This window comes from Pelosinus propionicus DSM 13327 (genome assembly GCF_900114615.1).
Classification (GTDB): Bacteria; Bacillota; Negativicutes; order DSM-13327; family DSM-13327; genus Pelosinus; species Pelosinus propionicus.
This window is the reverse complement of the sequence record NZ_FOTS01000008.1, coordinates 72124-86287: the sequence shown is the minus strand read 5'-3', so window position 1 is coordinate 86287 and position 14164 is coordinate 72124. Positions and strand designations below refer to the sequence as shown.

Below are 14164 nucleotides of genomic sequence, written 5' to 3'. Positions count from 1 at the left end.
TATCACTATCAAAACGATATATTCTTTTACATGGAATACATCTGTGCTTGTTCCTCGCCTTGCAGCACTCTCAACGTTCCAAATGCCAATGCTTCTAATTCTTCTTCCCCTGGAATTACAATTACAGGAGCAATAAACTGCACTCGACTAATAATAGCATTAACAATAGGTTCTGAATGGGCAATTCCCCCCGTTAGAATAATACACTCTACTTGACCTGATAATACCGTAGCCATCCCCCCAATTTCTTTTGCTACTTGATAGGAAAGAGCCTCCAGTATTAAGTTAGCCTGTTGATTGCCACTACTTGCCATAGAAAAATCTTCTCGAATGTCGGCAGTGCCAAGATAAGCATACATCCCACCTTTATAGTTGAGTATCTCTTTTAGTTCATCAAAGGTATAGATACCAGAAGCAGCAAGCTTTAAAAATTGTCCTACTGGCAGCCCTCCACAACGATCGGGAGAAAGAGGTCCTTCCTCTTTTGGATTATTGACATCAATCATTCTCCCCAGCCTGTGAGGAGTTACAGAAATTCCTGTTCCCAGATGCGCCACAATCAGATTCATCTCTTCATACTTCTTTCCAAGCTGCTTTGCTACTTTACGAGCGACAGCCTTCGTATTTAAGGCATGAGATAGGCTTATTCTTGGTAAATCAGGTAAACCAGATATTCTTGCCACAGGTTCCATTTCATCTACAGAAACAGGATCTACGATATAAGATGGAATTTTTAAAAGGCTGGCTAATCCAAAAGCCATCACAGCACCTAAATTCGATGCATGTTCACCCCTTTTCGCTTCTCTTAAATCATCCACCATCTCTTGGGTAATTTCATAGGTTCCCCCTTTGAGAGGCTTCAATATCCCTCCACGCGCTGCAATCGCAGTTAATGTAGAAAGTTCTATCTCTTCTGCAGCTAATTGCTTCAAAATAATTCGTAAGCGATACTCATATTGATCTAATAATTTCACAAACGCATTGATTTCGGCTGACAAATGTTCTACAGTTCTTTTGATAATCAGAGTTTCCCCATCATACACAGCAAATTTTGTAGAAGTTGCTCCTGGGTTAATCACTAAGATTCTCTCTTTTAGCAGGCAATTATCAATCATAATCCCCCTCCAGATGCTATTCAATCTTTATTATAAATATCTTAACATTCAGACTTCTTTTTTACTATTTATTTCCTTATTGTTTCAAAATCTCCTGCTTACTAACTATATTCTCTCTACATACTTTTTAGAAATTAACTGAAATACCGCTCGACTTTAAACCCACGTCTCTGTTCATTTGTACCTCTATGTACCCTTTACGTTTCATTCCCTAATATTTTTAACTAAAAACTAAAGAGCAGACAGGTATACCTGTCTGCTCTTTACATCATTCTTTATTTTTTAGTTGCCGCAGCCAAATTCATTTCACATTTTTCAAAATCCAATGTTGTAAAGTAATCTTCAATTGTTTCTGCACGACGAATCATTTTCACAGCTCCTTCAGCTGTCAACAACAATTCAGCTGAACGCAGCTTGCCATTATAATTAAAACCCATTGCATGCCCATGAGCACCTGCATCATGCAATACAACAATATCACCAATGTCAGTACGCGGCAAGTTGCGGTCTATGGCAAATTTATCATTATTCTCACACAAAGAACCCGTTACATCATACACATGATCAAGGGACAAGTTTTCTTTTCCTGCAACCGTAATATGATGGTAGGAGCCATACAGAGCAGGGCGCATTAAATTTGCCATACATGCATCAAGCCCTACATAATTCTTGTAGATCTCTTTTTTATGAAGCACAGTAGAAACCAAATATCCATAAGGACCTGTAATCATTCTACCGCATTCCATAGTAATTTTTAAAGGATGCAGTCCATTAGCCACAATTTTATCTTCGTAGACTTTACGTACACCTTGGCTGACAGCATCTAAATCTACTGCTTGCTGCTCGGGACGATACGGAATACCAATTCCGCCACCCAAATCAATCATTTCAATGCGAATCCCTAATTTTTGATATACTTCAACGACTAAATCGAACATCATCGCTGCTGTAGCCACAAAACTATCAGGATTTAATTCATTGGAAATTACCATGGTATGCAAAGCAAAGCGTTTTACCCCTTTACTTTGAATCATTTTGTATGCCTCAAATATTTGTTTTCTAGTTAATCCATATTTTGCTTCTTCAGGATAACCAATAATATCGTTGCCGCCTTCCAGCAAGGGACCTGGATTATAGCGGAAAGAAATCAATTCAGGTAAACCTACATGTTTTTCCAAATATTCAATATGGCTAATATCGTCAAGATTAATAATCGCACCTAAGTCCTTAGCTGCCTGATACTCGGCGGCAGGTGTATCATTAGACGAAAAAATAATATTTTCACCCGTAATTCCAGATTGCTTGGATAAAATGAGTTCGGGTAAAGAACTACAATCAGCACCAACGCCTTCTTCCTGCAGTATTTTTAAAATATGCGGATTAGGAGTAGCTTTTACAGCAAAATACTCTTTAAATCCTGGTGCCCAGGAAAAAGCCGTCAGTAATTTACGTACATTATTGCGAATCGCCTGTTCATCATAAATATGAAAAGGAGTGGGATAATGCGTAATAATTTCCTCAAGCTCAGTTTTAGTGAATGGTAATATTTTTTCTGCCATAGTAATGTGTACCTCCTGAAATATTGATTATAGATTCTAAAAAACAAAAGCGATCTGCGGAAAACTATTCCGCAAACCGCCATAAGAATTCAAATGATCTCACAACCAGCAATGCAGATAGCACTCCATCCAAACTTGGATGACAGTCTTGCACTTATTCAATACAAAACCAATAAATGGGTCTTGCCAAACCCTTCTACTTCGGCGGATATTCCTTTTTGTATCTTTCATCGCTGGCAACTCTAGATACATATTCTTAATATACCGCGCCTCTATCTTATCCCTATTTCTTTTGTCATTTTCATAAGTATAGACTAATCTAGTTTGTCATGTCAACTCTTATTCTATTCTTTTTTGCATTTTTCTACCTTGGTTTGACTAAAATAGCTGGATTCATATATATGTCATATTGTTCTGCGCTGACCTCTCCAGTAGCCAAAGCAGCTTCTTTTAATGTAATACCTTCTTTGGCAGCTCGCTTTGCAATTTGGGCTGCTTTATCATAGCCAATTAGAGGTACTAGTCCCGTAATGAGAATTAATGACTGATGTAAGTAAAAATCAATCACGTCCTCCTTCGGCTGTATTCCAATCGCACAATTTTCGTTAAAGGAATGTATGCCATCAGCTAATAAGTTAATGGATTGCAGTAAATTATACACAAGTACAGGCATAAATACGTTCAGCTGAAAATTTCCTTGACTAGCAGCAAACGAAATCGTTGTATCATTGCCAAATACTTGCGCAACAACCATGGTCAAGGCTTCTGATTGAGTAGGGTTTACTTTTGCTGGCATAATAGAGCTGCCCGGTTCATTCTCAGGTATTTTAATCTCACCAATGCCGCAACGTGGACCACTTGCCAGCCATCGAACATCATTAGCAATTTTCATTAAATCAGCAGCTAAGGCTTTAATGATTCCATGAACTGCCACGACTTCATCTTTACTAGTCAACGCGTGAAATTTATTTGGTGCCGTCTGAAACTGTTTTCCAGTAAGCCTAGTAATTTCTGTTGCAACTAATTCGCCAAATCCGGCTGGAGAATTAATACCCGTACCAACAGCAGTCCCTCCCATTGCCAAATCTCGCATAAAATTAATACCAATAGTTAACATTTCTTCATTTCTTTCCAGCATTCGTACCCATCCGCTTATCTCTTGCCCAAAAGTAAGAGGAGTCGCATCCATCAGATGGGTTCGGCCAATTTTAATGATATGATTATATTCCTCTGACTTTTGCTGTAAGGATTGCTTCAATCCTGCAATTGCCGGCAGCAATTTATCAATTACCAAACTAACACCAGCAACATGTATAGCAGTAGGAAAGATATCGTTAGAACTTTGTGATTTATTTACGTGATCATTGGGATGAACAACTACTGTCTTCCCTTTTTCTTGTAACACTTGATTTGCCCGATGAGCAATTACTTCATTCACATTCATGTTAAACTGTGTGCCACTACCTGTCTGCCACACAGACAAAGGGAAATTTCCATCTAATTTTCCTGCCAGCACCTCATCGCACGCTACTACAATAGCATGAGTTCGCTCCTCATCTAATATATTCAGTCTATGATTTACGATAGCAGCTGCTTTCTTCAAAGTAGCAAATACACCAACTAATTCATAAGGAATTTTTTCTATACCGATACGAAAATTTTCAAAACTACGTTGCGTTTGTGCTCCCCACAACTTATCCTTTGGTACACGTATTTCCCCCATTGAATCCTTCTCTATACGATATTCCATACAAAAAACCTCCTCATTTTCAATTGAATCTGGCTTTGCTGTAGTCCAGACTAATATGTAGGAAATAACAAACATTACTATATCTCTTCCCCATTAGCAGCAACAATCCTGCTGCTATACTAACTTTTAAAAAGAAAACATTTTTCTTAGCCACAGAGGCACAGAGAGCACAAAGAAATAAATTTTTCTCCGTGTTCTCTGTGCCTCTGTGGTTAACTTATTTTTTTTGTTCAAACACTTACGATTGGTACTGTGTTGGCTCCATGAGCCATCACGGTGATCGTGTATTCTGTCTTATTTATTATTTTCTCAGCCATGGTAATCGCCTCATCCAAGCTGCTAGCAGTCAGCATTCCCGCCTTCTCAAAAAACTCCTTATTTTGAGGCAATGAAACAACAATATGAGGAACTTCTTTTGCGATATATCCCAGTTTTAATGCAATGAAACCAGGAACGGTAAAACCTTTTCGCAGGGCCACTTCTCGCTCATACAGAGAATCATAATTAAACCAACCGCTAAAATCGGGCGGCTCCATGATATCACGACATTCCAGCACTAAAATCACTACACCTGTAGATTTCACTGCCATGAATGAGTTACCAATGGTTTTCGATCCTTGATACAAATTGATATCTTTGGGGAACCCTCCCGCAGAAGCAATGACCAAATCAGTTTTTCCGCTTATCGAAACGCCAAATATCTCATTCGCCGTTTTGCATCCTTGAAGCCAGGCTTCATGCCAGTGACCGGCAACAAAAGAGGCAAACTGACCTTCTGGTGTAAACACGGCATTTAATAAGAACGCTGGTTTCAGTAATTCTGCCATCTCCAGCATATCTGCATGCATAGGATTATTTTCTAATTTGCCAACAGTACATTCTGGACTTAGTCCCTTTCCAACTACTGCATGAAGGCATAAACTATGATTTTCCTGAATCGTGTTATAAGAGGAAATTCCTGGCATGATGGCCTTACGTCCACCACCAAAGCCAGCCATTAGATGATGAACAATACCACCTGTTAAAATAACTTTATCAGCATTTACTACATGCTTATTCAAATGAACATCTTTTCCCCGTGAAGTTTGCCCCACATAAACAAATTCATCCGTTTCTGGCGCATGACTCTGCAGAATCGTTATACGTTTCACAACTTCCTGACCAAAAGTCAGTACATTTTCCTCGTGAGTATGATGACGATGAGCGCCAAGTGCAACAATAAGGGAAATATCATCATCGGGTATACCAGCTTCATTCAATTCATTCAGCAAAGTAGGTAAAAATAAGTCATGACGCACCCATTGGCGAGTTATATCACTAGCAATGATGATTACTTTATCACCTTGCTGTATTACATTTTTTAGAGGAGGTGTACCAATTGGATTGTTTAATACCTCACGAACAGCAGCTTCTACATCTAAAACTGCTTTCGCTGGTTTACCTTCCACAACATTTACCACGCGTTCTTCCGGCAAAGCTACTTTAAGTTCACTATCACCAAAACCAAATGAAAAATCTTTTAACATCTAGCATCTCTCCTATGCAATCTTTTCAAGACTATTATTTTCCTTTAGTACTAAAGGCGTGTCAGGCTTAACAGCTAACCATGCAACAATACCAATCACAGCTGAAGCTGCAGTCGTGAGAATAGCTGCCTGCCAGCCATAATTCGTTGCAACCCATGCTGTAGCAACGGGAGCAGCGATACCTCCCATATTCCCCCAGAAATTCATCCAGCCAGTTATCGATCCTGCAAATTTACCACCAATATCAAGACAAGCTGCCCATGAAGCATTAAAAGTAAATCCTAGAGATCCTAAAGATATCGTCAACCATAATACATTCAGCCAAGGTACAGTTGCCACTGCCCCCAGGTAAAGAGTTATACAACAGATAATTAATCCTAGAATTCCAAATAAAGTTCGAGCTTTATGCCTTGATACACCAGAAGCGACTAGTTTATCACTGATATAGCCGCATGTAGCCGTTACTATACATAATGCCGCCCAAGGAAAAGAAGCAGCAATCCCCATTTTCTGCAAAGAAAAATTTTGAGCCTCTATTAAGTATAATGGCAACCAAGCTAAAAATACATACATAATATAATCAGTTATAAAATATTGAATACCAATGGCCCAAAACTGGGAAGATCCTAAAAACGCGCGCCAAGGCGCCAGCTCTTTTTTATCACTATCTGCCACCAAGCCTTCTTCTATGTAATCTGCCTCTGCTGCATTAGTAAATTTACTATCCTGTGGAGTGTCCTTAGCTAAATAATACCAAAGTGCTGCCAATAGCAAACCCACTCCACCAAAAATGATAAATACAGAACGCCAGCCAAAATTCATCATTAATACGATCGTAAGCGTTGGACCAACAACTGGCCCAAAAAATACACCGCTTAACATGAATGAAGAAGCACGCCCTTTTTCATTATTATTAAACCAGCGATAAATAAATCTTCCAAAAGCAGGTGCCATAGGACCTTCACCTATGCCAAACAGACTTCTCGCCAGAACAAATGAGGTAAAGTTACTGCATGCCCCTGTTAATACTGTAAAGGCTGACCACCAAGTAGCTGCTAGTGCAAGAACTCTCCGATGTCCCCAAAATTCAGACATGATTCCACCCGGTATCTGCATAAAAGCATAACCAACAAAAAAGGCCGTTTGTATAAATCCCATATCCATTTTGCTAAAGCCTAATTCTTGCATAATAGTGGGAGTGGCTACTGATAAATTAACTCGATCCATGTAAGAAATAAAACTAATGAAAAACATAAGTCCTGCTAATTTCCATCGAAAACTTGTTTTTGTCTGTCCCATACGATAATCCCCCTTAAATCATGAATATAAGTATTTTTACAATGGACTTCTACTCATATTACCACATTATACTTTTGTTAAGTTTACATGTCAATTGACGAAATTTAATATTTCTTATTTTTCCTTGACATCAGGCAGAAACTCATGCTACTATTGTTTTCATCAACTACATAGATTCATCAAGAGTTAGCTGAGGGGATTGGCCCGATGAAGCTACGGCAACCACCGCACAAGGCGAACGGTGCCAATTCCAACAGGATTTTCCTGGGAGATGAAGATCATTTTTAAATAGAATCTTCTTCATCTTATGAAGAAGGTTTTTTTATTATAAATATAAAGGAGTTAATACAATGAATCAAACTTCACAACAAGCTCAAACTCTGCGTAATTATGCCTCGGAAAAAGCTGGGCGTTTTACAGAATCAGTGATTAGAGAAATGTCTCGTATTGCTGCTGCTCATAAAGCCATCAATCTTGCACAAGGCTTTCCGGATTTTCCGGCATCAGATGAAATAAAAGAGGCCGCAGTTAAGGCTATTTTAGAAGATCACAATCAATATGCTATTACCTGGGGAACCAAGTCTCTTAGAGATGCTATTACTTTAAAAAATAAAAGAGACTATAACATTGATATTGACCCCGAAACTCAAATTACCGTGTGCTGCGGTTCAACAGAAGGCATGGTAGCAACCCTCTTGGCCACTATTAATCCTGGAGATGAAGTCATTATATTCCAGCCTTTTTACGAAAACTATGGACCTGATGCTGTATTATGTGGCGCTACCCCCAAATATGTCCAACTGCATCCACCAGAATTCAGCTTTAATAAGGAAGAATTAACGGCGGCATTTTCAGACCGCACCAGAGCTATTATTATTAATACTCCAAATAACCCTACAGGTAAGGTTTTTAACCGTGAAGAGCTGGATCTCATTGCCAAACTTTGTATCAAACATGATGTCTTGGCGATTACTGATGAAATCTATGAGCACATCATTTATGATGAAATAAAACACATTCCTCTGGCTACCTTGCCCGGTATGGCAGAACGAACGATAACCATCAATAGCATTTCAAAAACCTATAGCGTAACAGGCTGGCGCATTGGATATGTGATTGCTCCCGCCGAAATCAGCCGATCCATACGTAAAATGCACGACTTCTTGACAGTGGGAGCCGCTGCCCCTCTGCAAGTAGCTGCCGCTCAGGCCCTAAATTTTCCTGCCGCTTATTACGAAAAGTTAGGAGATTTTTATAGCAAGCGCCGCGACTTTATGTTAAAAGAATTAACTGCTATCGGCTTTAATTGCATTCGCCCATCCGGAGCCTACTATATTATGGCAGATATAGCGCCCTTTGGCTGGAAGAATGATGTAGACTTTGCCCGCCATTTAGCTGAAAAAGTAGGGGTTGCTGTCGTACCAGGATCTAGTTTTTATCAGGACGATGCCAATGATAAGCATCGCTTTATTCGTTTTTGTTTCTGCAAGCAATTTGCTACATTAGAATCCGCAATTGAAAGACTGCAAAAATTAAAATAAAATATTACATTTAGGAGGCAAAATTAAATGAAAAAATCACTAAAATCGATTTCTCTTCTCTTATCTCTTGTTTTTATTCTAGGTTTAGCAACTGGCTGCGGTCAGCAAAGCCCCGCAAAAGTAGAACAGAAAACACTAAAAGTTGGTGTTACAGCAGGTCCTCATGCTGAAGTAATGGATGTAGTAAAGAAAATTGCCGAAAAGGACGGCTTAAAAATTGAAGTCGTTGAATTTAATGACTATATTCAACCAAATGTAGCATTAAACCAAGGTGATATTGATGTCAATAGTTTTCAACACAAACCTTACCTTGACAATATTATTAAGGACCGCAATTATGATCTTGTGTCAGTAGGTAATACAGTCATTTTTCCAATGGGTATTTATTCAAGCAAGCTGAAAAATATAGCTGATTTACAGGCAGGAGCTGTTGTTGCCATTCCTAATGATCCAACCAATGGAGGACGAGCTTTGTTATTGCTAGAGAAAATTGGTCTTATTAAATTAAAACCTGGAATTGGACTAAAAGCTGCTGTCACCGATATTATTGAGAATCCTAAAAAAATTGTTATCAAAGAATTAGATGCTGCACAAATCCCTCGTTCCCTAGCCGATATGGACGTTGCTGCCATTAATACAAATTACGCAATTACTGCCGGCTTAGTACCTACAAAAGATGCCATTGCAATTGAAGATATAAATTCTCCTTATGCAAATATTATTGTTGTACGCACGAAAGATAAAGAAAATCCAGCTGTACAAAAATTCATTAAAGCCTACCACTCTGATGAAGTAAAAGCCTTCATTAATGAACACTTTAAAGGTTCTGTAGCAGCAGCCTGGTAAAACTGACGCAAAAAAAAGAAGCGCACGAAGAGACTTACAATCTCCTTCATGTGCTTCTTTTTTCGATCGAAACAGAATACTACACATTTTGTATCTCCGCATATTTATGCTGTACTCTCATTAATCTTACCGATAAACAAGTTGCGCCAAAGGCTAGACCTGCAATCAAACCGATCCAATAACCAAAGGCTCCTAACCCGGAAGGATGAGATAACACATATCCTAGGGGCAATCCAAGAATCCAATAAGAGATCATGGCCAAAATAAATGTAACCCGAACATCTTTATAACCTCGCAGGCAGCCTTGGACGGGCGTTGCAATAGCATCCGATAATTGGAAGAAAATCGCATATAGCAAAAATTGCTCTGCAAGACGCCTAATATTGATATCCGCGGTATATAAACTGGATATCTGCTCGTTGCCAAAATATAATATGACGGCAGCCATTACAGCCATAAGCAATGCAATTCCAATACCCAGATAGCCATATTGCTTAGCATCTTGATACCGCTTAGCTCCCACTTCAAAACCTACTACAATTGTTAAAGCCATCGAAATACTCAGTGGCATCATATAAATTAGAGCTGCCACATTAATAGCAACTTGATAGGCTGCAATTGTCACTTCACTGAATTCACTCATCAGCAAAGTGACCACTGCAAATATACTCGTTTCACAAAAAATCGCTATACCAATTGGTATACCAATCTTTAACTGCTCCTTCCACGCCCCTAACGAAAAACGATGCCAAGAGCTAAATACCTTATAAGATTTAAAAGGTTCTTTGCTTCGAATTACACACACGCTAATAATGGCAATGCACCAGTAAGTAATAGCGGAAGCCCATCCGGCTCCAACTCCACCTAGCTGCGGAAAACCAAAATTGCCAAAAACCAGTATGTAATTGAGCAATACGTTAATCGGTAACGCAGCCATAGAAATTACCATCGTTACTCGTGTATAACCTAATGTGTCAATAAAACAGCGCAGAACTGTGGAAATAAACAACGGAATAATCCCAAATGAAATTGCTGCTAGAAAATCATAAGCAATTTGATAGGATAAAGCATTGAGTTCCATTTTACTCAATATCGGATGTATCAAATAAAAGCCGCTAATCATAACCACAATGGATATTACTATGGCTAGATATACGGCTTGAATGACCGCGAAAGGTACTTTTTCTTTTTGCTCAGCACCCAAAAAGTGGGCAACAATAGGCACTATTGCAAAGAGAATCCCATTTAATCCTGTAAAAACAGGCATCCAGATGCTAGATCCAATAGCAACACCAACTAAATCATTGGGACTGACACGCCCCGACATCATGGTATCAAAAAACGTCATCGCACACATACATACTTGTGTTACTAAAATGGGCAATAAAATGATTAAAAATTGATTTACTTTTCCTCTTAAAGAATATGTTTGTTCCATCTCTTACACCTATCTATTCTAGAATCTCATAACCTATGTCCGGATTCTATTCTCCTTATTAAAAACTACATGTTAACTATCGAAAGATGAATAAGTGAGGCAGGAACAACTATTAGTTTCCCTGCCTCACTTATTTTAATAGTTTCATAAATAAACGACTTTCCACAGGACGAGATATACGCCAATAATTCCACTCTGACCAGGAAAGCATTGCAAAAAGGACAGCCATTCCAAAACATACGATATACTCTATCACAGTAAAAATTGTATTGACAGCAGATAAAGAAAAGGCATTCTCCATCATGATTTGATGCGCCTTCCACCATGCTGCCGCTGTAATAAAAGGCTGCAATGAATAGAATATAAAGGCCCAGGCTGCAATATACAATACCGTTTTCACTCTGCCAAACAGTGCTTTCCTGTAAATTGACAATTGTTTATTTTTACGGTCTTTCCTTGACTGAGTAACCATTGTCTCTGTCATGCTTTTCCCTTCCTTGTTACTTAGTACATTAGGTCACCTAAAAGCATGATAATTATGCAGTCATTATCCAATTTTAAATGACGTAATGTACTAATCTATAGCAAACTATTGAATCACTTCTTGAACTCTGCCTATTATACCATTTACTAAACGGACTTTTATTCCCCTGTGATGAATTGCACTATTAGTAAGCAGGTCTTTGACCACCCCTTCTGTTAATTGTCCAGTGCCTTGATGCTGCTTCTGTACAACTTTTACTTTGCTGCCCGCTTTAATGTTTTTGCGTTCTGTCCCATTCAGCATGGCTTCCTCCACTCTTTGCTTATTACCACTCACAGAATTCTTCTTGATCCAGATAAATCCAATCATGACCAACTTTTTGAAACACTTTCAAACAACGATCATTATCTGAAATCATAATCGTGATCCCATCCGTCGCCAATGGATTTTTTTCTACATTTTTTTCCACTTGTGCCAAAAGCTTCTTTAATTGATCACGATATAAGGTAAAGGATCTTGTCATTTTAAATTCTTCCTTTCTATTATTCATGACTTACTTATATATTCCATATTACTCTTGCTAAATCCTGTTAATCACTCTTCAAATTTCATATTTTTTCCATTTTTAATACGCCACCAAGAAATGGCTCGTCTTGCATCAATATCTTTTTGTATGAAATTCCCGTCGACAGCAGAGGTCATTTTCATTCCCTCCATATTTTCTTTGTTCTCACCGCCAATTTTCCCGATAGAATCATGAGTTACCCAAAATCCGTAATTAAAACCTACTCCATTCCCCCTTGTCATACTTTCTCCTAATGAATAATAAACAAAACCAGGAGGCGACAGTAATTCTAGGACCGTAGGTGCCACATTAATATGACTGCCTGCCACTTCTTTAGGAAACACCTTTTTATCAATTCCTTTTCCATAGACAATAAAAGGAATACCATAGCGTTCGTATAGATCAGGATTCAATTGGATATTGAGCCGATCGGCATGATCACCAACAATAATGAATAGACTATCAGGATACTTCTGGCGCATATCCTTAATAAATTCAGCCATAACCTTATCCGCATACCAAAAATGTCCCAGCTTTTTTATAAGCTCCTGATCTTCTTTTAGATTATCAGGCAATCCGCTGATTACAGTGTCCCTATCAAAGCCTTCTTTCTCTAAATCGACTGTATAAGGAGCATGATTTGAAATATTCATAATCACATCAAACGTCGGCGTGGGACGATCTGCCCCTGAGGCAACAGCTTGAAATAAATATTTATCATCACAACCCCAAACATTTCCCGACTGGCTCGCTATATCTCCCATTCCATAAAATTCCTCAAACCCTTGAGCCAATGTAAAATCTTTTACTCGCTCCCAAGAAGTAGGACCAGCATACCAAAATCGAGGTTTATAACCTAGTTTTTTTATTTGAGGAGCAAGAGATGTAGAATAAGGTTCCTTGTAAGACTCAGGCAAATAAGTAAGATACAGGTTTGCTTCTGCCAGGCCTGTAACAATTCCCATAATTCCTGAAATGGTGCTCATACCATTAGGCAGAAAAGCAGGTACATAGGCCGCATCTTCCTGGGCAATAATATTCCGCATACCATTGGCAATGTTCAGATCTTTATATTGGGGCAGCAGCGGCCAATTAGCATAGCTTTCCCCAATGATTAGAAATACATGTTGTGGCTTTTCAATTTTTCCGCCTTGGGCTTCTTTTCTTAAAAAATCATCAATATTTTGTGAGTCCACCGGATGACCAGCCACATACGTTCCATACTCCACCATCCTCTGTGGATCCATATCTAACCCCGTTGATGCCATTACCCGCTCATGGAGTGTATATGCCCGATACAAAGCTTGAACGTCATCTAAAATGGCCTCATTTAAAAATTCATCCTTAGTTACCCCTGAATTTTCCCAGTCGATGTTATAGGCATAGCTCATACTGCCGCCAAAGCGAATAAAGATAACGAGATAATATACGACAATTAACAGTGAAGTACGAAAGGCAATAGTACTGTACCACTTGGCAAAGCGAGGTAAATGATATGTCTTCGTTTTCAGCCAGACTTTTAATAAACGGCACAATGCCAGTGCTGTTACTCCAGTCAATAGTAAACGAATAGGCAAATTATATTGTTCTACCAAAGTATAGAATAAGGCATGAACATCATCATTAAAAGTATTAAATAGCAATTGATTAAACCCCATATGAAATTGTTCATAGTAAGGAATTCGAGCATAAAACAATAAACTTAGAAGGGTGATATACGTACACCCCAGAATATAACGCAAATTGATTGCTATTGTCTTTTTATTCATTATATTGAATATAATACAAAGTATAAAAGAAACTGCAACCACTATACCTGTACTTTTCAAACTAATCCGTATCCCATAATAAAGTGTCATAGCAATATCTTGAAAAGTTGCAGCCTCACTAATATAAGAATTTAATATAATAATAAAACCAATCCGAAATAAGCAAAATACTCCCAGTACAAATATAAATAGTTTTATATCTTGTTGAATGTTGTTAAATAATTCTTCCCACCTTGACACGCAGAAAAACATCTCCTCTTATGCATACTTCT

At 38.4% G+C, this 14164-nt stretch carries 12 protein-coding genes and 2 riboswitches; of the genes, 2 read left to right on the top strand and 10 right to left on the bottom strand.

Annotated elements, in window-relative coordinates; all coding sequences use genetic code 11:
• Positions 1 to 26: 26 nt before the first annotated feature.
• The 5 genes from buk to BMZ99_RS05890 form a co-directional block, all read right to left on the bottom strand.
• Entirely contained in the window at positions 27 to 1115 is a 1089-nt protein-coding gene (gene buk, locus BMZ99_RS05910; protein ID WP_090933910.1) for a butyrate kinase, read from the bottom strand.
• Positions 1116 to 1390: 275 nt separating this feature from the next.
• Positions 1391 to 2674 carry a diaminopimelate decarboxylase family protein gene (locus BMZ99_RS05905; RefSeq protein ID WP_090933908.1) on the bottom strand — a complete coding sequence of 428 codons (1284 nt, stop codon included), beginning with the start codon at positions 2672 to 2674 and terminating at the stop codon, positions 1391 to 1393.
• Between the two features lie 110 nt (positions 2675 to 2784).
• A riboswitch (Lysine riboswitch) is annotated at positions 2785 to 2957 on the bottom strand.
• An 81-nt stretch (positions 2958 to 3038) separates the two neighbouring features.
• The gene (fumC, locus tag BMZ99_RS05900) at positions 3039 to 4424 is read right to left on the bottom strand and encodes a class II fumarate hydratase (protein WP_090933906.1); all 1386 of its coding nucleotides are present in this window, start codon (positions 4422 to 4424) and stop codon (positions 3039 to 3041) included.
• Between the two features lie 230 nt (positions 4425 to 4654).
• Positions 4655 to 5950: an NPN-dependent 2-hydroxyacid racemase, LarAH10 family gene (larAH10, locus tag BMZ99_RS05895; protein ID WP_090933904.1), complete on the bottom strand. Its 1296-nt coding sequence runs from the start codon at positions 5948 to 5950 to the stop codon at positions 4655 to 4657.
• 12 nt (positions 5951 to 5962) lie between these two features.
• A complete protein-coding gene (locus BMZ99_RS05890) occupies positions 5963 to 7249 on the bottom strand; it encodes an MFS transporter (protein ID WP_090933902.1) in 1287 nt (428 codons plus the stop codon).
• Between the two features lie 173 nt (positions 7250 to 7422).
• A riboswitch (SAM riboswitch) is annotated at positions 7423 to 7527 on the top strand.
• 72 nt (positions 7528 to 7599) lie between these two features.
• On the opposite strand from BMZ99_RS05890, the gene BMZ99_RS05885 reads away from it, so the two are divergent.
• Together BMZ99_RS05885 and BMZ99_RS05880 are read left to right on the top strand one after the other, a co-directional pair.
• Positions 7600 to 8790, top strand: coding sequence for a pyridoxal phosphate-dependent aminotransferase (locus BMZ99_RS05885; RefSeq protein WP_090933899.1), 1191 nt, complete (start codon positions 7600 to 7602; stop codon positions 8788 to 8790).
• Positions 8791 to 8817: 27 nt separating this feature from the next.
• Positions 8818 to 9636, top strand: a complete 819-nt coding sequence (locus tag BMZ99_RS05880) for a MetQ/NlpA family ABC transporter substrate-binding protein (protein ID WP_090933897.1) — start codon at positions 8818 to 8820, stop codon at positions 9634 to 9636.
• A 79-nt stretch (positions 9637 to 9715) separates the two neighbouring features.
• On the opposite strand, the gene BMZ99_RS05875 is transcribed toward BMZ99_RS05880, so the two are convergent.
• The 5 genes from BMZ99_RS05875 to BMZ99_RS05855 all read right to left on the bottom strand — a co-directional run bounded on the left by BMZ99_RS05875 (position 9716) and on the right by BMZ99_RS05855 (position 14132).
• Positions 9716 to 11074, bottom strand: coding sequence for an MATE family efflux transporter (locus BMZ99_RS05875; RefSeq protein ID WP_090933895.1), 1359 nt, complete (start codon positions 11072 to 11074; stop codon positions 9716 to 9718).
• Between the two features lie 130 nt (positions 11075 to 11204).
• Positions 11205 to 11558 (bottom strand): poly-beta-1,6-N-acetyl-D-glucosamine biosynthesis protein PgaD, encoded by a 354-nt coding sequence (locus BMZ99_RS05870; protein ID WP_090933893.1) that lies wholly within the window; start codon positions 11556 to 11558, stop codon positions 11205 to 11207.
• Positions 11559 to 11663: 105 nt separating this feature from the next.
• Complete coding sequence (locus BMZ99_RS05865; protein ID WP_090933891.1) at positions 11664 to 11861, bottom strand: YwbE family protein; 198 nt, start codon at positions 11859 to 11861, stop codon at positions 11664 to 11666.
• A 22-nt stretch (positions 11862 to 11883) separates the two neighbouring features.
• Complete coding sequence (locus tag BMZ99_RS05860) at positions 11884 to 12108, bottom strand: hypothetical protein (RefSeq protein ID WP_245754836.1); 225 nt, start codon at positions 12106 to 12108, stop codon at positions 11884 to 11886.
• Between the two features lie 44 nt (positions 12109 to 12152).
• A complete protein-coding gene (locus tag BMZ99_RS05855; protein WP_245754835.1) occupies positions 12153 to 14132 on the bottom strand; it encodes an LTA synthase family protein in 1980 nt (659 codons plus the stop codon).
• Positions 14133 to 14164 lie beyond the last annotated feature (32 nt).